The sequence below is a fragment of the Sulfitobacter pacificus genome (assembly GCF_030159975.1).
Lineage (GTDB): Bacteria > Pseudomonadota > Alphaproteobacteria > Rhodobacterales > Rhodobacteraceae > Sulfitobacter > Sulfitobacter pacificus.
Genome location: NZ_BSNL01000001.1, coordinates 178,242 through 199,131, shown reverse-complemented (window position 1 = coordinate 199,131; position 20,890 = coordinate 178,242). Strand labels below are relative to the sequence as shown.

25 protein-coding genes are annotated in these 20,890 nt (G+C 56.4%); 4 read left to right on the top strand and 21 right to left on the bottom strand.

Features of this window, described 5'->3' with window-relative positions:
• Positions 1–912, bottom strand: coding sequence for an MBL fold metallo-hydrolase (locus QQL78_RS01110; protein ID WP_284369727.1), 912 nt, complete (start codon positions 910–912; stop codon positions 1–3).
• 99 nt (positions 913–1,011) lie between these two features.
• Positions 1,012–2,196, bottom strand: a complete 1,185-nt coding sequence (locus QQL78_RS01105) for an MFS transporter (RefSeq protein WP_284369725.1) — start codon at positions 2,194–2,196, stop codon at positions 1,012–1,014.
• An 83-nt stretch (positions 2,197–2,279) separates the two neighbouring features.
• On the opposite strand from QQL78_RS01105, the gene QQL78_RS01100 reads away from it, so the two are divergent.
• Entirely contained in the window at positions 2,280–3,248 is a 969-nt protein-coding gene (locus QQL78_RS01100) for a GlxA family transcriptional regulator (protein WP_284369723.1), read from the top strand.
• A gap of 53 nt (positions 3,249–3,301) precedes the next feature.
• On the opposite strand, the gene QQL78_RS01095 is transcribed toward QQL78_RS01100, so the two are convergent.
• The 7 genes from QQL78_RS01095 to glpD form a co-directional block, all read right to left on the bottom strand.
• The gene (locus QQL78_RS01095; RefSeq protein WP_284369721.1) at positions 3,302–5,023 is read right to left on the bottom strand and encodes an ABC transporter substrate-binding protein; all 1,722 of its coding nucleotides are present in this window, start codon (positions 5,021–5,023) and stop codon (positions 3,302–3,304) included.
• Positions 5,024–5,091: 68 nt separating this feature from the next.
• A complete protein-coding gene (locus QQL78_RS01090; protein ID WP_284369719.1) occupies positions 5,092–5,364 on the bottom strand; it encodes a DUF2160 domain-containing protein in 273 nt (90 codons plus the stop codon).
• Positions 5,365–5,380: 16 nt separating this feature from the next.
• Positions 5,381–6,220 carry a carbohydrate ABC transporter permease gene (locus QQL78_RS01085; RefSeq protein WP_284369718.1) on the bottom strand — a complete coding sequence of 280 codons (840 nt, stop codon included), beginning with the start codon at positions 6,218–6,220 and terminating at the stop codon, positions 5,381–5,383.
• Positions 6,220–7,092 carry a carbohydrate ABC transporter permease gene (locus QQL78_RS01080; RefSeq protein ID WP_025043576.1) on the bottom strand — a complete coding sequence of 291 codons (873 nt, stop codon included), beginning with the start codon at positions 7,090–7,092 and terminating at the stop codon, positions 6,220–6,222. Before QQL78_RS01080 ends, QQL78_RS01085 begins: the two co-directional genes overlap by 1 nt.
• Before the next feature lies 1 nt (position 7,093).
• Entirely contained in the window at positions 7,094–8,173 is a 1,080-nt protein-coding gene (locus QQL78_RS01075; RefSeq protein ID WP_284369713.1) for an ABC transporter ATP-binding protein, read from the bottom strand.
• A 12-nt stretch (positions 8,174–8,185) separates the two neighbouring features.
• Positions 8,186–9,274: an ABC transporter ATP-binding protein gene (locus QQL78_RS01070; RefSeq protein WP_284369711.1), complete on the bottom strand. Its 1,089-nt coding sequence runs from the start codon at positions 9,272–9,274 to the stop codon at positions 8,186–8,188.
• A complete protein-coding gene (gene glpD, locus QQL78_RS01065) occupies positions 9,274–10,896 on the bottom strand; it encodes a glycerol-3-phosphate dehydrogenase (protein ID WP_431358326.1) in 1,623 nt (540 codons plus the stop codon). Before glpD ends, QQL78_RS01070 begins: the two co-directional genes overlap by 1 nt.
• Positions 10,897–11,173: 277 nt before the next feature.
• On the opposite strand from glpD, the gene QQL78_RS01060 reads away from it, so the two are divergent.
• Positions 11,174–11,932: a DeoR/GlpR family DNA-binding transcription regulator gene (locus QQL78_RS01060; RefSeq protein ID WP_284369708.1), complete on the top strand. Its 759-nt coding sequence runs from the start codon at positions 11,174–11,176 to the stop codon at positions 11,930–11,932.
• Positions 11,929–12,063 carry a hypothetical protein gene (locus QQL78_RS01055; protein ID WP_284369706.1) on the top strand — a complete coding sequence of 45 codons (135 nt, stop codon included), beginning with the start codon at positions 11,929–11,931 and terminating at the stop codon, positions 12,061–12,063. The genes QQL78_RS01060 and QQL78_RS01055 overlap by 4 nt, the downstream gene beginning before the upstream one ends.
• Positions 12,064–12,081: 18 nt before the next feature.
• On the opposite strand, the gene QQL78_RS01050 is transcribed toward QQL78_RS01055, so the two are convergent.
• The 11 genes from QQL78_RS01050 to QQL78_RS01000 all read right to left on the bottom strand — a co-directional run bounded on the left by QQL78_RS01050 (position 12,082) and on the right by QQL78_RS01000 (position 18,725).
• Positions 12,082–12,297 (bottom strand): WGR domain-containing protein, encoded by a 216-nt coding sequence (locus QQL78_RS01050; protein WP_284369704.1) that lies wholly within the window; start codon positions 12,295–12,297, stop codon positions 12,082–12,084.
• A gap of 207 nt (positions 12,298–12,504) precedes the next feature.
• Positions 12,505–12,912, bottom strand: a complete 408-nt coding sequence (locus QQL78_RS01045; protein ID WP_284369702.1) for a GFA family protein — start codon at positions 12,910–12,912, stop codon at positions 12,505–12,507.
• A 233-nt stretch (positions 12,913–13,145) separates the two neighbouring features.
• Positions 13,146–13,352 (bottom strand): cold-shock protein, encoded by a 207-nt coding sequence (locus QQL78_RS01040; RefSeq protein WP_025048099.1) that lies wholly within the window; start codon positions 13,350–13,352, stop codon positions 13,146–13,148.
• A gap of 210 nt (positions 13,353–13,562) precedes the next feature.
• Positions 13,563–14,363, bottom strand: a complete 801-nt coding sequence (locus tag QQL78_RS01035) for a hypothetical protein (RefSeq protein ID WP_284369692.1) — start codon at positions 14,361–14,363, stop codon at positions 13,563–13,565.
• Between the two features lie 71 nt (positions 14,364–14,434).
• Positions 14,435–15,154: a DUF2515 family protein gene (locus QQL78_RS01030; protein WP_284369690.1), complete on the bottom strand. Its 720-nt coding sequence runs from the start codon at positions 15,152–15,154 to the stop codon at positions 14,435–14,437.
• The gene (locus tag QQL78_RS01025; RefSeq protein WP_284369688.1) at positions 15,154–15,519 is read right to left on the bottom strand and encodes a hypothetical protein; all 366 of its coding nucleotides are present in this window, start codon (positions 15,517–15,519) and stop codon (positions 15,154–15,156) included. The genes QQL78_RS01030 and QQL78_RS01025 overlap by 1 nt, the downstream gene beginning before the upstream one ends.
• Before the next feature lie 156 nt (positions 15,520–15,675).
• Positions 15,676–15,972, bottom strand: a complete 297-nt coding sequence (locus QQL78_RS01020; protein WP_284369686.1) for a 50S ribosomal protein L23 — start codon at positions 15,970–15,972, stop codon at positions 15,676–15,678.
• Entirely contained in the window at positions 15,969–16,586 is a 618-nt protein-coding gene (rplD, locus tag QQL78_RS01015) for a 50S ribosomal protein L4 (protein ID WP_284369685.1), read from the bottom strand. The genes QQL78_RS01020 and rplD overlap by 4 nt, the downstream gene beginning before the upstream one ends.
• Complete coding sequence (rplC, locus tag QQL78_RS01010; protein ID WP_284369683.1) at positions 16,583–17,467, bottom strand: 50S ribosomal protein L3; 885 nt, start codon at positions 17,465–17,467, stop codon at positions 16,583–16,585. The genes rplD and rplC overlap by 4 nt, the downstream gene beginning before the upstream one ends.
• Positions 17,468–17,480: 13 nt before the next feature.
• Entirely contained in the window at positions 17,481–17,798 is a 318-nt protein-coding gene (gene rpsJ / locus QQL78_RS01005) for a 30S ribosomal protein S10 (protein WP_025050499.1), read from the bottom strand.
• Positions 17,799–18,059: 261 nt separating this feature from the next.
• Complete coding sequence (locus QQL78_RS01000; protein ID WP_284369676.1) at positions 18,060–18,725, bottom strand: CatB-related O-acetyltransferase; 666 nt, start codon at positions 18,723–18,725, stop codon at positions 18,060–18,062.
• Positions 18,726–19,001: 276 nt separating this feature from the next.
• Between QQL78_RS01000 and QQL78_RS00995 the strand changes: the two genes are divergently transcribed.
• Positions 19,002–19,538 (top strand): hypothetical protein, encoded by a 537-nt coding sequence (locus tag QQL78_RS00995; protein ID WP_284369674.1) that lies wholly within the window; start codon positions 19,002–19,004, stop codon positions 19,536–19,538.
• 174 nt (positions 19,539–19,712) lie between these two features.
• On the opposite strand, the gene tuf is transcribed toward QQL78_RS00995, so the two are convergent.
• Complete coding sequence (gene tuf, locus QQL78_RS00990) at positions 19,713–20,888, bottom strand: elongation factor Tu (RefSeq protein ID WP_284369623.1); 1,176 nt, start codon at positions 20,886–20,888, stop codon at positions 19,713–19,715.
• Positions 20,889–20,890: the final 2 nt, after the last annotated feature.

The following is a 20,890-nucleotide window of genomic DNA, read 5'->3' as shown; positions in this document are numbered from 1 at the left end:
TCATCCCTCCTTCACAAAAGCATAACCGGCAGATGTTTTATCAACATAACCCACGCCGTTTCCGGTCAGGTGGTAGCCGATGACGCGGGTCTTTTCATGGGACAGTTGATCCATCAATGACAGCCGTGTCGCTGCTGCGGTTTCGGGGTCTTGGTCGGATCCCGAATGCCATTCAGGTCTGGCAAAAGCGATGTGGTCATTGCCAATGCAGTCACCCAATATCATCACCGCCTCGCCCCCCCGCCGGACCTCAAATGCCATATGGCCGGGCGTATGGCCAAAGCTGGCGCGGGCTGCAACGCCGGGCAGGATCTCGTCCCCATCATTGAAAAAGGTGGTGCCGTCTTCGATCATCTCAAGCCGACGTTTGGCACCAACCGCAAAAGACGCCCGTGCCTCGCCAATCTCGTCCACCGTGTTGGGGTTGATCCAATAGTCCCATTCGGCCTGCCCAATCATATAGCTGGCCCGTGTGAACAGCGGATCACCAAAGTCATCCAGCAGCCCCCAAAGGTGGTCAGGGTGGGCATGGGTGAATACCACATCCGTCACATCATCGGGCGTGACAGTCAGCGCCTCAAGCGAGGCCAACAAGTCACCGGCGGTAGGGGTGAAATCCGGCCCTGACCCAACATCAAACAGCACCACCCGATCGCCATGGCGCATCAGCGTTACGTTGCAGGGCGGGGTCAACACATCGGCGGATTGACCCAGATCCTTGAGGATCGGCAGCAGTTCGGTTTGCGGCATGGGATCAAAGATAAACCCACCCGGCAAGTTAAGCGAACCATCGCTGACCACGTCAAGCTGGATGTCGCCCAAGGCAATCTGCGCGTGGGCCAGACCCGGCAGCATCATAAGACCTTGACTGGCCGCTATCCCTGCGAGGAATTTCCGCCTTGAAACCGCCATCCTGCACCCCTCCAATAATTCTATTATTTGAATATGAAGGAGATTGAAGGCCGGAGCAAGAGATATGCTTGCCCCGCCATCGTAGTGGTCAGATCATGCTCACACGGCTTGGCGCGCGGGCATCAGAACCGCGCCCAATGCGATCACCAGAATGATCAAGGCAACCACGGCAAGCACCGTCCAGCCATATCCCGCGACAATGGCCCCCGCAGCAAAGGCACAGATCGTCGAGGCCAGCGCAATCACTGTGTCATTCGCCCCCTGCACCACGGGCTTTTCTGCTTCCGACACCACATTTGCCAACATGTTTGTCGCGCCGATAAAGCCAAAGTTCCACCCCAGCCCCAACAGGATCAGCGAGGCATAGAAATGCACACCCGACAGACCGCTGAGCGCAACAAGCGCAGACAGGATCAACAGGACCAGCCCACCAATCGCGATGCGCTGTGTTCCATAACGTTTGATCAGAAAGCCGGTGAAAAAACTGGGCGCGAACATGGCGACCACATGCCAGCGGATCACATCACCCGACGTGGCCTCGCTGAAGCCACAGCCCACCATGGCAAGCGGCGTGGGGATCATCAGGAACACCATGATGCCCTGCGATACCGCACCAATGGCCACGGCTTTGCGCACTGGCCCGCGTCGCAGCACTGAAAGGGAGGCCAGCCGCTTGCCAAAGCTCTGCTTCGCGGGGGCTATAGGTTTCGCCATACGCACGAAGGCAAGCGGCAACAGCCCGATCAGGGAGATAACCGCAATCGCGCCGTAAGCCCCCGCAAGCGGCACGGGCGCAAGAGCGTCTTTGGCCATGATAAACACCTGCGGCCCGCCAAAGGCCGCCACCAACCCCGATGTCAACATCAGCGAAATCGCCACCGGCTGCCATTCCGGGCTGACCACCTCTGCCGCTGCAAAGCGGAAAAACTGAAAACAGGCAAGCGCGGCCCCAAGGAACAGATGCGCGATGCACAGCAGGATGAAACTGCCGCTGATCATCGCCCAGCCCCCCAACAACGCACCAGCCATCGCCGCAGCAACACCAAGGGCAAACCCCGCCCTGCGGCCACGCCGCCCCATCAGCAGGGAAAAAGGTGCTGCTGCAAACAAGCCCGCCAGTGTTTGAAGCGAGGCAGGCAAGGTCGCAAGCGCCGTGGACGGGGCCAGCATCAGCCCGGCAAGCCCGCCAAGGATGATCAACATCGGCATCGCCGCGCCGAGGATGGTATTGGCCGCAAGCAGCCCCAGAAAGTTTCCGTTGCGGGCAAAGGTCAGGGAGGACATGGGCAAATCTCTTTTGGAAATGGTTGACACCCCGGTTTGTAAATCGGATGCACGATGTCTGATATGTCAAATAGGCGTCAAAAATGGACAAACAGCTTTCTCCGCGCAGCATTGATGTTCTGGTGTTTGATGACGTGAATTTGCTGGACGTCGCCGGCCCTGTTCAGGTGTTCAAGACCGCAAGGATCAACAACCGCAGAAAATATGAAATGCGCTATGTCTCGCTGGATGGCGCAGCGGTGCGCAGCTGTTGCGGGCTGCGGCTGGACGCGGATGCGCGGCTGTGTGACACGTCCAGCAGCGATGACTTATTGATCCCCGGAGGGGTTGGCGTGGATGCCCTGATCCCTGATGAATCCTTGCGCCGGATCATTCACGACCGCGCCGCAAGGGCTGGCAATGGGCGGCTGATCTCCATCTGTTCTGGTGCCTTGGTGTTGGCGGCGGCGGGTGTTCTGGACGGGCATGCGGCCACAACCCATTGGTCGCGTGCGGCAGATGTGCGCAATTTCGCAAAGGTTGCCTGGGATCTGGACCGGATCAGCACCACGCAGGACCGGTTGTTCACCTCTGCTGGCGTGGCCACGGGGATTGATCTGGCGCTGGCGATCATCCGCGCTGATTGCGGACCAGCCGTTGCGCTAGAAGTGGCCCGCGAGCTGGTGGTGCAGCTGCGCCGCACTGGCGGGCAAAGCCAATATGCCATCCATCTGGCCGGTCAATTTTCACAGGATGATGCCCTGACCCGGCTGATCGAACAGGTGGTGACAAACCCGCAATCAGATTGGTCATTGGAGGTGTTGGCGGATACGGCAGGCATGAACCCACGCACACTGTCGCGGCATTTCAAACGGGATTTACAGGACACGCCAGCGCAGTTTGTCGAACGGGTGCGGGTCGATCATGCACGGGGACTGTTGCAGGAAAATCTGCCGCTGAAACAAGTCGCAAAGGACAGTGGTTTTGGGGATCTGCAACGGATGCGCCGCGCGTTCCAACGTCGCTTTGGTGTGCGGGTCAGTGAATATCTGACAGCCTTTGGCGATATATAGATCTGCGACAGAAAAGGTATCCGGGGCCGGCGAACCGGCCCCGGATCAATGGCTTACTGCCAGGACTTGATCAGCTCGTCATAAGCGATCGTTACCGGCTCTTCGTCTTCGTTTGCCAGTTTTGCTTTGGGCGAACCGGGCTGTGACAGCCAGTAATCAGCATCTTTCTCCTCGTTCATCTTCGGGCCAATGTCGCCCTGAACACCGGCACGCTCCAGACGGATCAGAACCTTTTCCTGATCTGCGCAAAGTGAATCCAGTGCTTCCTGAGGTGTTTTTGCACCAGACATCGCATCACCAATGTTCTGCCACCACAGCTGTGCGAGCTTTGGATAATCAGGCACGTTGGTGCCGGTTGGTGACCACTGAACGCGCGCAGGCGAACGGTAGAACTCAACCAGACCACCCAGTTTCGGCGCGCGCTCGGTAAAGCTGTCGTGCTGGATCGTGGATTCACGGATGAATGTCAGACCAACATGGCTTTTCTTCACGTCAACGGTTTTGGAGGTCACGAACTGGGCATAGAGCCAAGCCGCCTGAGCGCGATCAACAGGTGTTGATTTCATCAAGGTCCAGGAACCGGCATCTTGGTATCCGATCTTGGTGCCTTCAGTCCAATATGCACCATGCGGCGAAGGTGCCATGCGCCATTTTGGCGTGCCATCTTCGTTCATCACGGGCAGATCAGGCTCTACCGATGCGGCTGTAAATGCCGTGTACCAGAACATCTGCTGTGCAACATTGCCCTGCGCCGGGATTGGGCCCGCCTCGGAGAATGTCATACCGGCAGCCGCTGGTGGAGAGTATTTCTCCAGCCATTCAATTGCTTTGGTCACAGCATAGACTGCGGCAGGTCCGTTGGTGGCACCACCGCGCGCGACGCAGGAACCAACCGGCTGTGAATTCTCGTTCACACGGATGCCCCATTCGTCAACCGGCAAGCCGTTCGGCTCGCCTACGTCACCGGCACCAGCCATGGACAGCCACGCGTCAGTATAACGCCAACCCAAAGACGGGTCTTTCTTGCCGTAGTCCATGTTACCAAAGACTTCGCCTTCGACACCCAGACGCGACAGGTCACGACCAGTGAAGAATTCAGCGATGTCCTCGTAAGCGGTCCAGTTGACCGGCACACCCAGATCATAACCGTATTTCGCTTTGAAATCCGTCTTGTTCTGTTCGTCGTTGAACCAATCATAGCGGAACCAATAAAGGTTCGCGAACTGCTGGTCGGGCAATTGATAAACTTTGCCATCCGGTCCGGTGGTGAAGGACAGGCCGATGAAATCTTCCAGATCGAGGTTCGGGTTGGTAACAGCCGCCCCTTCGCCGGACATCCAGTCGGTCAGGTTACGCGCCTGCTGATAGCGCCAGTGCGTGCCGATCAGATCAGAGTCGTTGATATAGGCGTCATAGATGTTTTCGCCCGACTGCATCTGTGTTTGCAGCTTTTCAACAACATCGCCCTCGCCGATCAGGTCATGGGTGACCTTGATGCCGGTAATGGCTTCAAACGCCGGGGCCAGCACAGTGGATTCATAGGTGTGTGTGCCAATGGTTTCGGAGACAACGTTGATCTCCATGCCCTCGAACGGTTTGGCCGCATCGACAAAAAACTGTAGCTCAGCTTCCTGCTCTGCGCGTGACAGCACCGACATATCGCCGATTTCACTGTCGAGGAATGCCTTGGCGGCATCCATATCAGCAAAGGCGGGGGCGGCGAACATACATGTCGCCAGCGCAATCGCTGTGGTTCCCTTAAGTCGCAAGTTCATTTTGGTTCCTCCCTAAAATGATGGTAATGAAGGCGATCCGGTTCTTGCCTGCCGGACTGCCTTTTCGATTACACCCAGCGGAACACCGCTACGGCGTAGAACAGGCAAACAATCAACGCGCCCCATTGCGGCGCATCCAGTAGGCCAAGCCATGCCAGATTGATAAAGGCAGAGCCCAAAAGCGTGATGAAAAGCCGATCACCACGGGTCGTTTCGATCCGCAAGATACCGGCGCGCGGTGCCTCGGGATATTTGATCGCCAGCACCGTGAAAGTGACCAGCGTGGCCGCGATGATGCCGAAGAATGCGGCGGTCGGCCAAGTCCATGCCATCCAGTCCATTATGGTTCTCCTTTGCTTAAACGCGGCCCAGGGCAAAGCCCTTGGCGATGTAGTTGCGGACAAAATAGATCACCAAAGCACCCGGCACGATTGTCAGAACACCGGCAGCAGCCAGCACTCCCCAATCGATACCGGCAGCGCCCACAGTACGGGTCATGGTGGCGGCAATGGGTTTCGCGTTTACCGATGTCAGCGTGCGGCTCAGCAGCAGTTCAACCCATGAAAACATAAACAGGAAGAACGCGGTGACGCCGATGCCGGAGGCGACCAAAGGCGTGAAAATCTTGATAAAAAACCGCGGAAAGGAATAGCCGTCGATATAGGCGGTCTCGTCGATTTCCTTGGGCACGCCGCGCATGAACCCTTCCAAGATCCACACCGCCAATGGCACGTTGAACAGGCAATGCGCCAAGGCGACAGCGATATGCGTATCAAACAGCCCAACCGAGCTGTAAAGCTGGAAAAACGGCAGGGCAAACACCGCCGGCGGGGCCATCCGGTTGGTCAGCAGCCAGAAGAACAGGTGTTTGTCACCCATAAACGTATAGCGACTAAACGCATAAGCCGCAGGCAAAGCCACCAGCAGCGAGATGACCATATTCATCACCACATATGCCATGGAGTTCAGATAACCGGTGTACCACGACGCATCCGTCAGGATCGTCAGATAGTTGTCAAACGTCAGATCACGCGGCCACAGGGTAAAGGTGTTCAGGATCTCTGAATTGGTTTTCAGGCTCATCATCACCAGCCAGTAAATCGGCAGGAGCAAGAACAAGAGGTATAACCCCATAACCACAACATTGCCTTTGATGCGGGGCAGACGGCGGGTTTGGGTTTGGGCGACATCGGACATCAGTGGCCATCCCTTTTATCAAGGTTCGTCATCACGGTGTAGAACACGTAGGACACCAGCAAGATCACCAGATAATACATGATCGAGAACGCGGCGGCGGGGCCAAGGTCGAACTGTCCCAGCGCCATTTTGACCAGATCAATCGACAGGAAGGTCGTCGAATTGCCTGGCCCGCCCCCGGTGACCACAAACGGCTCTGTGTAGATCATAAAGCTGTCCATGAACCGCAGCAGGATCGCGATCATCAGCACACCCATGATCTTGGGTAGTTCGATGAAACGGAACACTTTCCAGCGGCTGGCCTGATCAATCTTGGCCGCTTGGTAATAGGCGTCAGGAATGGACTGCAAGCCAGCATAGGCCAAAAGCGCAACCAGCGACGTCCAGTGCCAGACATCCATCACAATGACGGTGATCCACGCTGCATAGAAATCTTGGGTATAGTTGTAATCAATGCCCAAAGCCGCCAGCGTATAGCCCAACAGGCCGATATCGACGCGCCCGAAAATCTGCCAGATCGTGCCAACCACGTTCCACGGGATCAACAGCGGCAGCGACATCAGCACCAGACAGAGCGAGGCCCAGAAGCCTGATTTTGGCATGTTCAGCGCCACGAAAATCCCAAGTGGTATTTCGATGGCAAGGATGATCGCCGAAAATGTAATCTGACGCCCCAACGCGTTCCACATCCGTTCGGATGCCAGCATTTCCTCGAACCACTCCAGCCCGGCCCAAAAAAACTGATTGTTGCCGAAGGTGTCCTGCACCGAATAATTCACCACTGTCATCAAGGGGATAACAGCCGAAAAGGCGACCAGCACGAGAACCGGCAGGATCAGAAACCACGCCTTTTGATTGACGGTCTTGTTCATATCAAGCCCCCTTTGGCGCGACGCGCCAGCTGTCGGAATAAACGTTCACACCCGCCGGATCAAAAACCACACGGTTCATATCGGGCGAAATTTCGGCACCTTCCGGCGCAAGGACATTCACCTCTGTGCCGTTGAAATCAGCGCGCACAATCTTATGGCGGCCCACGTCTTCCACCCGTTTGATCGTGACCGGTAACCCCTGATCACCGGATGCAAGTGTCGTAAATTCAGGGCGCACGCCCAGCTCAACCTTGCCTGTAAGCGGACCAAAACCTTTGCCCAGATCAATCTGAGTGCCCGCCAGTACCGCCTTGTCACCGGTCACTTCTGCGTCCAGCACGTTCATGCCCGGCGAGCCAATGAAATAGCCGACAAAAGTATGTTCCGGCGTCTCGAACAATTCCTGCGGTGTGCCCATTTGCACCACACGGCCATCATACATCACCACCACCTTATCGGCAAAAGTCAGCGCCTCGGTCTGGTCATGGGTCACATAGATCATCGTGTGACCAAATTCGTGATGCAGGGATTTCAGCTGTGTGCGCAGCTCCCATTTCATATGCGGGTCGATCACCGTCAGCGGCTCATCAAACAGCAGCGCGTTCACATCTTCGCGCACCATACCACGGCCCAGCGAGATTTTCTGTTTCGCATCCGCCGTCAGCCCCCGCGCCTTGTGGTTCAGGGTGTCTTCCATGCCGATCATCGCTGCGATCTGCTGCACGCGCTCTTTGATATAGGCCGGATCAGCGCCGCGATTGCGCAGCGGAAAGGCCAGATTGTCGCGCACCGTCATCGTGTCATAGACCACCGGAAACTGGAAAACCTGCGCGATGTTGCGCTCGGTTGTCGGGGCCATCGTCACGTCGCGATCGTTAAACAGGATACGGCCCTGCGACGGGTGCAGCAGACCGGAAATGATGTTCAGCAGCGTGGATTTTCCACAGCCTGACGCCCCAAGCAACGCATAGGCTTCGCCATCCACCCAATCATGATTCAGCTCTTTCAGCGCAAAATCGTCTTCGCCTTTAGGGTTGGGCAGATAGGAATGCGCCAGGTTTTCGAGGGTGATTTTTGCCATGACCGTTCTCCCTCAGGCCGCCGTCGCATAAGACGCAGGCGCAACCGATGTGCCGTCTTGTGCAAAAATGTAGATATGTTTCGGGTCCAGATAGACCTGTAGCGGTGCCCCGATTTTCAGGTTCTTCACCCCGTGGATCAGCCCCACCCAAGTGTCACCATGGTGATCAAGATGTACAAAGGTTTCCGAACCGGTGATTTCCGTCACCTGCAAGGTTGCGTTGAACGTCATCGCGTCGGCACCGGGCCGGTCCAGTTCAAGGTGGTTCGGCCGGAACCCCGCAAGGAAAACGCCGTCGGCCAGACCTGCAAAAGCACCCAAAGCGGGGGCGCTTTGCCCATCCCCAAATGACAGGGATTCGCCAGATTTGCGCACTTCCAGAAAATTCATCGGCGGGTCGGAAAACACCCGCGCGGTGGTCGCATCAACCGGCTGTCGATAAACAACCGGTGTTTTGTCAAACTGGGTGATGCGCCCCTCCCACATGGTGGCAGTGTTACCGCCCAACAGCAGCGCCTCTTCCGGCTCTGTGGTGGCGTAAACAAAGATTGAACCGGCTTCCTCGAAAATCTTGGGAATTTCGGCACGCAATTCTTCACGCAGCTTGTAATCGAGGTTCGCCAACGGTTCATCCAGCAACACCAGCCCCGCATCCTTGACCAACGCCCGCGCCAGCGCACAGCGCTGTTGCTGCCCACCAGAAAGCTCCAGCGGTTTGCGATCCAGAAACGGGGTAAGTTTCATCAGGTCAGCCGCGCTGCGCACTGCCTTGTCAATTTCATCCGCCGTCTTGCCCAGCAGGCGCATCGGGCTGGCGATGTTATCATAGACGTTCATCGACGGGTAATTGATGAATTGCTGATACACCATCGCCACGCCCCGGTCCTGCACCCGCATGCCGGTCACATCCTTGCCGTCCCAGAAAATGCGCCCGCTGTTTGGCACATCCAGCCCCGCCATCAGACGCATCAGTGATGTTTTCCCGGCGGATGTCGGCCCAAGCAGCACGTTCATCGTGCCCGAAGACAGATCCAGATCCGTAGGATAGATCAGGGTCTGCCCGTTCATAACCGTGGATACGTTTTCAAGGACAAGTGACATTACGCACCCCCATTTTCTGTTTGACGGGCGGCACCCAATGCCTGCGCCATCCAGTCATCCAGCAGTTTAATTTCCTGTGCACTCATCCGAAGACCCAGTTTCGAACGCCGCCAAACGATGTCTTCGGCGCTCCGCGCGAATTCATTTTCGATCAGCCATAGCACTTCGAATTCTGTCAGGTTGGCACCAAAGTTCTGCCCCAGATCCTCGGCGGTTTTCGCCTCGCCCAGCACATCGTAAGCGTCTTTGCCATAGGCTTTGATCAACCTGCTGGCCCAACGGTCGTCCAGAAACGGATATTGCGCCCTAAGCTGCGCAATCAGTGCCGCAACACCATCCACAGGGAAATCCCCACCGGGCAAAGGCACACCCGCGGTCCAGGGCTGAACGTCCTTTTCAAAGAACGGTGTGATCTTTTCCAAGGCACTTTCGGCCAAGCGGCGATAGGTGGTGATCTTGCCACCAAACACATTCAGAATTGGCGCGCCTGCTGACTGATCCAATGTCAGCACATAATCACGCGTCGCTGCCGTGGCCGAAGTTGCGCCATCATCATAGAGCGGGCGCACACCGGAATAGGTCCAGACAATGTCATCCTTACTGACTGCCGTCTTCAAATATTTCGATGCAAAATCAATCAGGTAATCCTGTTCCTCTGGCGTGCAAACTGGTTTGGTTGCGACATCCGTGTGCTCTGCATCAGTGGTGCCGATCAGGGTAAAGTCAGTCTCGTAAGGGATTGTGAAAATGATCCGCCCGTCAGTGCCCTGAAAGAAATAGCATTTGTCGTGATCATAAAGCTTGCGGGTCACAATATGGCTGCCCCGCACCAAACGCACGCCTTCGGATGAATTGATGCGCACAGCGTTGCGGATCACATCTTCAACCCATGGGCCACCTGCATTGACCAGCATACGGGCCGTGACGATCCGCTGTTCGCCAGTATCCTTCCCCTCAAGCGTGATCTGCCAGAGGCCATCGACTTGCTCAGCCGAGACAACTTTGGTGCGCACGTTGATCCGTGCACCACGGGCCTGTGCATCACGCGCGTTCAGCACCACCAAACGGCTGTCTTCAATCCAGCAGTCGGAGTACTCATAGGCTTTTTCAAAGCGGTCTTGCAGCGGCGCACCTTCGGGTATGCCCGCCAGGTTGATCGAGGTTGTTCCTTTGAGGATTTTGCGCCCGCCCAGATTGTCGTACATGAACAGCCCAAGCCGCACCAACCACGCGGGACGACGTCCGCGCATCCAGGGCATGACAAAGCTCAGGACTTTCGAGGTTGGCGTGTCGCCCTCAAAGCGCATGTCCTTGTGGTAGGGTAGAACAAAACGCATCGGCCATGAAATATGCGGCATCGCCCGCAACAGGGTTTCACGTTCAATCAGCGCCTCGCGCACAAGGCGGACTTCCCAATACTCAAGATAGCGCAGCCCGCCATGAAACAGCTTGGTCGAGGCCGAGGAGGTGGCAGAAGCCAGATCGTTCATTTCGGCCAGCTCAACACTGAACCCACGACCAACCGCATCACGCGCAATGCCACATCCGTTGATGCCGCCGCCGATGACAAACAGGTCTACAGTATCGTGATTTTCACGCTGGTCCAATGAAGCCCCCCGCATTCATCTCGCGCTGTTCACTCGCTGCCAGCGCATGGGGCCAAAGAACACCACATCAAGCCACATGGCAATAACGAATGTTCGTTTATGTTCCTTTTTGCGCAATCCCTTGAAAATGGTACTATATTTTCTTCGCAAATCGAACGCTCTGCCGCGTTTTGGTTCAGTTTGCGAATCGCGGCCTTGACGATTTGGACGGACTGTTGATTGATACCCGTCACAGAATTCCGCATCGCACCTTGCCAAAAGGCGCGTGAAGCCGAGGGTTAGAAAGCACACAATGGTCGCAAATTTCAGGCAGAAAGAGATCCTTGATCTGGCTCGCAAGGAAGGCAAGGTCACCGTGGACGGGCTGGCTGAATTTTACGATGTGACGGTGCAAACCATCCGGCGCGACCTATCCGATCTGGCACAAAGCGGGCGGCTTGAGCGGGTCCATGGCGGCGCGGTGATCCCTTCGGGCGTGGTCAATATCGTCTATGAGGAACGCCGCCGCTTGAACGAAGTGGGCAAGAAATCCATCGCATTGGCCTGTGCGCGGGCGATACCGGACGGGGCATCTGTTTTCATGAACATCGGCACCACCACCGAAGCGGTGGCGCGCGAATTACTGGACCATGAAAACCTTTTGGTGGTGACCAACAACCTGAACATTGCAAACATCCTTGCACAGAACCACAGCTGCGAAATCATTCTGGCGGGCGGCGTTTTACGCCGTGCCGATGGCGGTATCGTGGGCGGACTGACTGTCGATATGGTCAAGCAATTCAAGTTTGACTACTCGGTTCTGGGGTGTTCCGCCATTGATGCAGACGGTGATCTGCTGGATTTTGACGGGCAGGAAGTCATGGTCAGCGGCACCGCCATCGGGCGGTCACGCAAGGTGATGATCGTGGCGGACCAGCATAAATTTACCCGCAAGGCACCGCTGACCATCTGCTCGCTGCGCGATGTGGATATTTTGTTCACCGATGGCAAACTCTCCCCGACCCTGACCGCGAATTGCGACAGCTGGGGCACACAGGTGGTGACCTCTTGAACGCCCTCTTCGGCTTTCAGACCGACGTCGGTTTGATGATGGCTGTTACAGTTGTATCCATACTGCCCGGTGCGGTTTTGCGGTTTGCCATGCGCAACCACCTGTCGCGCGGCTTTCGCATCAGCGGATAAAGCCGGTTCGTCCCAGACTTAATCGTAGCCGACTTTGGCCTTTTTCATATGCAGCTCAAAACGCGCATCTTTGGCTTGGGCCTCGTCGTCAAACCAATCTGTCCGCGTCTGCCCCGCGCTGCCAACGCGACCCCATTCCCGCACCAACGCCCAGTCGCCAAACAGACCGGGAAGCAAGTCAATACGGTAAAACCGGCAGTTGGTCGAGGTTTTGTCCATTTGAGTCAGATACATACAGTCGCGCCGTCACAAGATAGAGTTGGACCCCAGAGATACCAAGCAGCGCCAATGATGTCTTTAACAACCTGCGGATTTGGGAAAAAAATCTGGTTCTGCGAGGCGACGGCGCAGAAAGAGGGGTAACTTCGTTGTCAAACCCTTAACCGGATGAAGCAGAAGGCCCAACCTTATCCCTTCAAGGCGCACCGCCGGATTGACCGCTCAGATGGGCAAACCGTCGATCTGTTCAAGGGTGGAAAGGTCGTTGTCCCAGTCCGCGCGGCTTGACATGCAAATATGCGCATCGGGCTTAATGCTGATCGCGCTATCGAGAGACCCTGCCGGCACAACGAGCAGACCTTCATTCGCGTGGGAGAATGGCAGCGCGGAACCGCAGTCCGTGCAAAAGCACTTCACATGCCGTGACCCGGAAAGCTGAAACTTCCTGATACTCTCCGCGCCGGACACCCAGGTGATCTGAGCGGTCGACGAAAACAGGTTTGCTGAATGGGCGGAGCCACTATCCTTGCGGCAGCGCGTACAATGACAGAAAAAGAAGCTCTCGAACTCTCCTGATATGCGGAATTTCACAACGCCACACAGGCACTGCCCAGTCGCCAGATTACCCATTTGCTTACCCCCCATAAAAACGAACCGCTATGTTGTCAGGCAAGCATGGATTTATCAACGACCCGTACCCATGTATAAATCCAAGATCAAATAGGGTTTCAAGAGGGCAGCCGCCACGGGTGGGGAACACCCTCCTCCCCTTGCCGTACTCCTCCATACATCGCGTAAGGGGCGCAGCCTTGCGACTACGCCCCTTCAAAGAACTCACATCAAGCCCCAAAGGGCTGCGCGGCTTATGCCAGCTGGATGTTTGTTGCGCTCTCGCGGCCATCGCGGCCCGCTTCGATGTCGAAAGTTACTTTCTGATCATCGGACAGACCTGTCAGGCCTGCTTGCTCTACGGCAGAGATATGTACGAAGACATCTTTGCTGCCGCCATCGGGCGCGATGAAGCCGAAGCCTTTAGTTGTGTTGAACCATTTGACTGTACCAGTGGCCATGTCATTTTTCCTTAATATGCTGCCCGCAGGATGCGGCAGGTCGGCTAAGTCCGCAAAAGATCGAATGACTGAGCCGTAAGGAGCAGTGATGCCGATAGATATAGTAACGTCGCAGGGACCACATGCGCCTTTTGCCTGAGCTTAGCAAGCAGTTTAATGCCACCGCCATCCTACGAGAAGAACCAGCGGGCGGGCGAACGGCACACGCATCTACTTAATCCACTGCCCCTGCCAGTTCTCGGGGCGCCAATCAGGCGTTTCAACCCAGTGTTTCATGGCGATCGGCGCCTCGGTTGTCCCGTTCATCTCAAACCTGCGGGCGTCGCGCAGGGCGGTGATCTCTTCGCTCAGAGCTGTGTTATCAATGTTGAAACTCACCCGCATGACAAACCGGTCCGACGCGTCATGGTCTTGCGGCTGGGTTGGACGGGTCGGCGGCACCGAGACCCCGGATGGAGCAGAGTTGAGATGGCGCACTTCGGCTGTCGCCTCGACATAAGGCAGGTCGCAGGGGTGCCAGACGCCAATGCGCACGGTTTTGGTGCCATAGGTCTTTTTGTTCAACTGTGCGGGCGTGATGCTGCGGCGTATTTCTGTGGGCGGCCCGAAACGTGGTTTCGACTTCACCGGCCATCCAGCCTGTTCAAAGATGTCAGTGGTCTGCGCCACCATCTCCTGCATGGCATCCCAGTCCATCGGCTCCATCGGGTAGATCAGATAAGCGCTGTCCACCACCGGCCCCTCAAAGGAAATCTGCATCTGTCGCCCTGCCGGCAGGTAGAGAGGGCATCCGGGTGCGTCATAGGCTAATGAGATCGACGCAGGATCATCCGTGGCATCCGGGTTGGCGCGTGCCACAGGCAGGAAGCGACCACTGTCTCCGGTTTCAGGGTCCTGTACTGTCGCCACAAAGGATGGAACATTGTTGCGGGCCAAAAGGCTTGCCACGGGTTCCAGCAGCTGCAGGCCCACCTGCATCGGTGCGCGTTTGGTGACCGGTGTCTCGTCCATCGCGTTTCTCCAGATTATCGTCGTTGCAGCGGCGGCAATTGCAAAAACTGCCGCAATTCTTTTTGGACTGGTCACAGCCCTTCCAGTGCCTTCATCCGTCTTATCAAACGGCCATAGTAGGTAACGCGGTCCTGCGGGTTGGCGATATCCAGATCCCCCAGTGAGACCAGATTGTCGCGGGTGCAGTGATCCGCAATCGGAATACTGGTCTGATCGCCGGGCATAATTGCTTCTGCAGTACCCAAATCATCAAACACATCTGCATGCCGATTATAGACTTGTTGCACCACATCAACCTGTTCATGTTCGGCCAGAATATCGGCGCCGGCCTGCAAGTTGCCTTGATCAATCTGCTCCAGCCCGCGCATGATGTCCTCATCAACATCAATCTCACCGCTTTCCACACATTCCTTCAGCCGCGCATACCCGCATTCGTGCATGAACTTATTGGGCGGATAGACGCTTTCGAAAATTGTGATGTTGGCATCGCCCAACGCAGCCAGCGCCTGTTCGGGGTTTACCACGGCGCGACCCAATGTCTGCGCATCCCATGCCTGTGTGCGGCGCATCGCACAGCCGCCCTGAACCGAGACATATCCCGCCAGCCGTACCCACCAATTGTCCGGCATCGCCGCGCCCAACTGCTGATAAGACCGCGTGATGCCAACGTTGCGCTGGATCGGGTTCGAGATCCGGCGCATCAGATCTACCTCTGAATTGGCCATCGCCATGGCCTCGGCACAATTATTGGGGCAGCGCGAATATACCTCACCAGCGGCATCTTGCGGCATCAGAAGTCTCCTGTCTCGTCGGCGCCGTTCACCCAGGCTGGATGCGGCCAGACCCAGCGGCGCAACATTTCGCCAGCCTTGGTCTCTGCACGCATCAGCGGCTTCTGCATCAGGGCGACAAATTCCGGATCGTGGCGGATAGCATTCTTGCTCAACAGGCAGGCTTCGGTGAAATCAGCAATCTGGCGATCTGTTTCAAAACCAACTGCCAGCCCCGCCTCCCGACAGTCCGCCACAAAATCACGCAAGCGGGTATCCAGAGCCATTTCATAGCGCTGCGCCAGCTCACCCGAGAGGTTTTCAACAAACCGTTGGCGCAGACCAGCCTGACCTGCGGACATCTGCCCTGCCGTCATCACCAACACGTCCGGGTTTCCTCCTGCTTTGCTGGATAAGGGTTAATGCCTTGTCCGGCACGATGCAACCGAGGGCGAAGTGCAACCGTGCAGGAGGCGCGCCCGGCAACGCAAAAGGCCCCCCGTTTGCACGGAGGGCCTTCAAAAATTTCAATCGCGTCAGGCTTACAGGCCTGTGGACACGTCGATTGTGTTGCCTTCTTCAAGCGTCACATAGGCCTTTTTCACGTCTTTACGCTTACCAATCTGGCCGCGGAAACGTTTGACCTTGCCTTTGGTGATGGTCGTGTTCACGGCCTTCACCTTGACACCAAAGAGCGCTTCTACAGCTTCTTTGATCATCGGCTTGTTGCTGTCGATTGCCACTTCAAAAACAACAGCATTGGCTTCGGAAGCCATGGTTGCTTTTTCAGTGATGATCGGCTTGCGGATCACGTCATAGTGGTTGTGCTTGGCGCTCATTTCAAACGGGCCTCCAATGCTTCGATGCCCGCCTTCGTGATCACCAGAGTGTCACGCTTGAGGATATCATATACGTTAGCGCCCATTGTCGGCAGGATGTCCAAACCTTCAATATTGCGCGCGGCTTGCAGGAAGTTCTCGTTGACGGTTGCGCCGTCAATGATCAATGCCCGCTTCCAACCAAGGTTGGAGACCTGCTTGGCCAATGCTGCTGTCTTACCTTCGGAATTTGCATCCTCGATAATGACCAGCTCACCCGCTTTTGCCTTTGCAGACAATGCGTGACGCAGACCCAGCTTGCGGAACTTCTTGGTCAGCTCATGACCATGAGAACGCACAACCGGCCCCTTGTAAACACCACCCCCGCGGAAGATCGGTGCAGAACGTGCACCGTGACGAGCGCCGCCGGTACCTTTCTGACGATAGATCTTCTTGGTAGAGTAGCTCACTTCAGAGCGCGTCTTGACCTTATGTGTACCGGCCTGCGCGTTGTTGCGCTGCCAGCGGACGACGCGGTGCAGGATGTCGGCGCGTGGCTCAAGACCAAACAGGGCCTCGTCCAGGTCTACCGATCCGGCTTTGCCGCCGTCGAGTTTGATGACATCGAGTTTCATGCGTCACCTTCTTTCTTGGTATCATCCAAAGCTTCGCTTTGGTCACCAGCTTCTGCTTTATCCGACGCGATTTCCGCTTCGGCTGCTTTCAACGCTTCGGCTTCGGCTGCGGCCTGCTCTTCAGCAAGACGTGCGGCTTCTGCTTCGGCTTCAGCGGCGGCGGCTGCGGCGGCTTCTTCAGCTGCTTTCGCGGCTTCACGAGCGGCGGATGCCAATGCGGCTGGAACAATAGCGTTCTCAGGGAACGGCTTTTTCACCGCGTCCTTGACAGTCACCCATCCACCTTTGGAACCGGGAACCGCGCCCTTGACCATGATCAGACCGCGCTCTGTGTCGGTTTTCACGATCTCGAGGTTCTGCGTTGTCACGCGGGCTGCACCCATGTGACCGGCCATTTTCTTGCCTTTGAAAACCTTACCGGGATCCTGACACTGACCTGTAGAACCATGCGAACGGTGTGAAATCGAAACACCGTGTGTCGCACGCAGACCGCCAAAGTTGTGACGCTTCATCGCACCGGCAAAACCTTTACCGATCGATGTGCCTGCAACATCAACGTACTGACCTGCGAAATAGTGGTCCGCAATGATCTCTTCGCCAACTGGCAGCATCGCATCCGCGTCAACGCGGAATTCTGCAACCTTGCGCTTTGGTTCAACCTTTGCTGCTGCAAAGTGACCGCGCATCGCCTGTGACGTGCGTTTGGCCTTCGCTGTACCGGCACCAAGCTGAACAGCAACATAGCCGTCCTTTTCGATGGTACGCTGTGCAACAACCTGAAGGTTATCGAGGTGAAGAACGGTTACAGGAATCTGCTTGCCATCTTCCATGAACAGTCGGGTCATGCCCAACTTCTTTGCAATAACGCCTGAGCGCAACATGAACGTGCCCTCCTTACGACTGCAACTTGATCTCGACGTCCACACCAGCGGCGAGGTCGAGCTTCATCAGCGCGTCAACGGTCTGGGGAGTCGGATCAACGATATCCAGCAGACGCTTGTGCGTGCGGATCTCGAATTGGTCACGGGATTTCTTGTCTACGTGTGGACCACGCAAAACGGTGAATTTTTCAATCTTGTTCGGCAGAGGAATCGGACCGCGAACAGATGCGCCGGTACGCTTGGCGGTGTTGACGATTTCCTGTGTGGAGCTGTCCAGCACACGATAGTCAAACGCCTTGAGCCGGATGCGGATATTTTGGCTTTGTGCCATGTATATATCATCCCTAAATCAGGGCTTTAGCGGATTGGAAGATGTCGGCTCATCCGGCACCCTCTTCGCGCATAGTACAACTCAAACGGGGCACGCATTGGCGCACCCCGTCTGGTTAAGGCTCCTATAGGGGGAGTCGCATGAGAGGTAAAGAGGCAATTCCGGTCACAGACGGGTTTTACGGCCATTAACGCCGCTGTCACCACAGCGCATATTTGGCGGGCTCTGCCCTCCTGCCAGATCTCTGAAAGCTCACGTCGCTTAAGGTGCTACCGCCTCTAGCGCAGCCACATTACCGGCCATGATCAAACCCTCATGCTGCAGAATATCGTCTATCGGCCAATCCCACCATGCGATCCGGTTCAGCCGCGTGACCTCTGCACGGGAAAACCGCTGCCTAATCTGCTGCGCTGGGTTGCCCGCGACAATCGTATAATCCGCAACGCTGCCCGCGACCACGGCACCGGCACCGATGATCACCCCGTTCCCGATACGCGCACCGGGGAGGACCTTCGCCCCCTGCCCGATCCAGACATCATGCCCGATCACCGTATCTTTGCCCGGCTCAGGCAGCGAGGGCCGCCCCTCCATTCCGCCCCCACCGAAGATGGCAAAGGGAAAGCTGGAGATGCCGTCATAGCGATGGTTGGCAGAAGCTGTGATGAAAGTGACCCCATCAGCAATCTGACAGAATTTGCCGATGCTCAGCCGTTCAGGGCTGAAATCAAACAGATACGGTGCCAGACGCGCCGCCCAATCCTCGGGCGGGTCAAAGGCACTGGCATAGGTGTATTCCCCCACCGTCATCCTGGGATGTCGGGTCGCTGGTTTCAGAAAGACAGTCCCCTTCAGTGGAGAGCCATCTGCATTGGAAATAGGGTAGATTGTGTCGGGTGCCGCAAAGGGCCGCGTGTCGGAAACAGGCATGAAAAATCCTTTGATCGAGAGGTTTTAAATTACTCAGATCGCAGTCTTGTTCATGTCGCCCTCCATCATTAGTGCTTGGCTTATACGAAGTGAAAGGGGGATGGACAAGCCTACCGCCGGGCAGCCATACGCGCGACCCGACCCCATTACAGTCCACATACCCAAAGGCAACACCGATACCCGGATGAGATGTGTTCAGCTTGCCCGTTCTGGGCGGCTCGACTAACGTTAAAAGTGTACCGCGTCATCAATAAGGACGAGAAAATGATAAAATCCATGCTGGGCAGTATTTTACTGGCCGCGGTATGCGCTGCCCCCGTTTCAGCCCAGGATATCCGATGGCAGCCGCAAACGATGACACCCGGCGACTATCTCAGCATCGATCAGAGCATGGGCGGACCGATCCATCATGTTTTTGCAGGCCGAAGCGGCAAGGCTTACGTACTCAAAAGTTACCGTGGCCCCTCCCCCGACGGCACGCCGGTTTTCACAACCTTTCTTGACCGGCACGGGAATTACCTCCGCTGGGTTCGCGCCGATGGCATGATGATTGACTACCGGCCCCATGATTGCAAAAGAACTGCTGGCGAATGCCAATACCGCCGTGTGTTTTCCGATGGACGACACGAGATCCGAACACGGGTTACGACACCAACGGCGAACGGCTTCACCTTCAAGGAATATGACGCAAGCGGCAATTTCATTTTTGGCGGATCAATTGAACTGGATGAACGCGGCAATGCCGGCGATGGGCACATGAACGGCAATCAGGGCGAACAGGTCTATCGCGTGATGAAACGCTTTTACCAATAGATAGGCGGCAAGGCCGCACCCTCCCCCCAACGCAAAAGGCCGCCCCGGTAAGGAGCGGCCTTTTGTTCTTAGTAGCACCTGTGTGCCGACACCTTGCTCTCGTGATCCTTTCCTCAAGGGGAAAGGACACTGCCACAAGGCGTCGCACCGTCAACAACGCTTTGGCGTCGTTGCTTACTCAGTGATCTTGGACACAACGCCCGCGCCAACAGTACGGCCACCTTCGCGGATCGCGAAACGCAGGCCCTGCTCCATCGCGATAGGTGCGATCAGCTCAACGTCGAACTTCAGGTTGTCACCCGGCATTACCATTTCAGTGCCTTCTGGCAGCGCGACGGTACCGGTCACATCCGTGGTACGGAAGTAGAACTGTGGACGGTAGTTCGCAAAGAATGGCGTGTGACGGCCACCTTCTTCTTTGGTCAGAATATAGGCTTCTGCCTCGAACTTGGTGTGTGGGTTCACAGACTTGGGCGCGCAGAGAACCTGACCGCGCTCAACGCCGTCACGGTCGATACCGCGCAGCAGAACACCAACGTTATCACCGGCCTCACCACGATCCAGCAGCTTGCGGAACATTTCAACGCCCGTGCAAGTTGTTGTTTTCGTGTCGCGAATACCAACGATCTCGATGCTGTCGCCCACGTTGATCACGCCGCGCTCAACACGACCGGTCACAACTGTACCACGGCCAGAGATCGAGAAGACGTCTTCCACAGGCATCAGGAACGGCTGGTCAACAGCACGTGCTGGTGTCGGGATATATTCGTCAACCGCTTCCATCAGTTTCTTGATGGAATCTTCGCCGATGGCGTTGTCACGGCCTTCCATCGCCGCCAGAGCGGAACCAGGGATCACAGGAATGTCGTCGCCAGGGTATTCGTAGGAAGACAGCAGCTCGCGGATTTCCATTTCCACCAGTTCCAGCAGCTCTTCGTCGTCAACCTGATCCACTTTGTTCATGTAAACAACCATGTACGGGATACCAACCTGACGGCCGAGCAGGATGTGCTCGCGGGTCTGTGGCATTGGGCCGTCAGCGGCGTTCACAACCAGAATCGCGCCGTCCATCTGGGCGGCACCGGTGATCATGTTCTTGACGTAGTCCGCGTGGCCGGGGCAGTCGACGTGCGCGTAGTGGCGTGTCTCTGTCTCATATTCCACGTGGGCAGTGGAGATGGTGATGCCGCGTGCTTTTTCTTCGGGCGCGCCGTCGATCTGATCATAGGCTTTGAAGTCACCGAAATATTTGGTGATCGCAGCGGTCAGCGTGGTCTTGCCGTGGTCAACGTGGCCGATTGTGCCGATGTTGACGTGCGGTTTCGTGCGTTCAAACTTTTCCTTTGCCATGG

Bases quoted from the DNA above. Each gene is read 5' to 3' on its own strand.
- QQL78_RS01040 (WP_025048099.1), bottom strand. From the start codon at position 13,352: ATGGCCACTGGTACAGTCAAATGGTTCAACACAACTAAAGGCTTCGGC.
- glpD (WP_431358326.1), bottom strand. From the start codon at position 10,896: ATGCGGGGGGCTTCATTGGACCAGCGTGAAAATCACGATACTGTAGAC.
- QQL78_RS01060 (WP_284369708.1), top strand. From the start codon at position 11,174: ATGGTCGCAAATTTCAGGCAGAAAGAGATCCTTGATCTGGCTCGCAAG.
- QQL78_RS01070 (WP_284369711.1), bottom strand. From the start codon at position 9,274: ATGTCACTTGTCCTTGAAAACGTATCCACGGTTATGAACGGGCAGACC.
- QQL78_RS01050 (WP_284369704.1), bottom strand. From the start codon at position 12,297: ATGTATCTGACTCAAATGGACAAAACCTCGACCAACTGCCGGTTTTAC.
- QQL78_RS01035 (WP_284369692.1), bottom strand. From the start codon at position 14,363: ATGGACGAGACACCGGTCACCAAACGCGCACCGATGCAGGTGGGCCTG.
- rpsJ (WP_025050499.1), bottom strand. From the start codon at position 17,798: ATGGCACAAAGCCAAAATATCCGCATCCGGCTCAAGGCGTTTGACTAT.
- QQL78_RS01045 (WP_284369702.1), bottom strand. From the start codon at position 12,912: ATGGGTAATCTGGCGACTGGGCAGTGCCTGTGTGGCGTTGTGAAATTC.
- tuf (WP_284369623.1), bottom strand. From the start codon at position 20,888: ATGGCAAAGGAAAAGTTTGAACGCACGAAACCGCACGTCAACATCGGC.
- QQL78_RS00995 (WP_284369674.1), top strand. From the start codon at position 19,002: ATGCTGGGCAGTATTTTACTGGCCGCGGTATGCGCTGCCCCCGTTTCA.
- QQL78_RS01110 (WP_284369727.1), bottom strand. From the start codon at position 912: ATGGCGGTTTCAAGGCGGAAATTCCTCGCAGGGATAGCGGCCAGTCAA.
- QQL78_RS01000 (WP_284369676.1), bottom strand. From the start codon at position 18,725: ATGCCTGTTTCCGACACGCGGCCCTTTGCGGCACCCGACACAATCTAC.
- QQL78_RS01090 (WP_284369719.1), bottom strand. From the start codon at position 5,364: ATGGACTGGATGGCATGGACTTGGCCGACCGCCGCATTCTTCGGCATC.
- QQL78_RS01095 (WP_284369721.1), bottom strand. From the start codon at position 5,023: ATGAACTTGCGACTTAAGGGAACCACAGCGATTGCGCTGGCGACATGT.
- QQL78_RS01100 (WP_284369723.1), top strand. From the start codon at position 2,280: ATGGACAAACAGCTTTCTCCGCGCAGCATTGATGTTCTGGTGTTTGAT.
- QQL78_RS01080 (WP_025043576.1), bottom strand. From the start codon at position 7,092: ATGAACAAGACCGTCAATCAAAAGGCGTGGTTTCTGATCCTGCCGGTT.
- QQL78_RS01075 (WP_284369713.1), bottom strand. From the start codon at position 8,173: ATGGCAAAAATCACCCTCGAAAACCTGGCGCATTCCTATCTGCCCAAC.
- rplC (WP_284369683.1), bottom strand. From the start codon at position 17,467: ATGTTGCGCTCAGGCGTTATTGCAAAGAAGTTGGGCATGACCCGACTG.
- rplD (WP_284369685.1), bottom strand. From the start codon at position 16,586: ATGAAACTCGATGTCATCAAACTCGACGGCGGCAAAGCCGGATCGGTA.
- QQL78_RS01105 (WP_284369725.1), bottom strand. From the start codon at position 2,196: ATGTCCTCCCTGACCTTTGCCCGCAACGGAAACTTTCTGGGGCTGCTT.
- QQL78_RS01020 (WP_284369686.1), bottom strand. From the start codon at position 15,972: ATGAGCGCCAAGCACAACCACTATGACGTGATCCGCAAGCCGATCATC.
- QQL78_RS01085 (WP_284369718.1), bottom strand. From the start codon at position 6,220: ATGTCCGATGTCGCCCAAACCCAAACCCGCCGTCTGCCCCGCATCAAA.
- QQL78_RS01030 (WP_284369690.1), bottom strand. From the start codon at position 15,154: ATGCCGCAAGATGCCGCTGGTGAGGTATATTCGCGCTGCCCCAATAAT.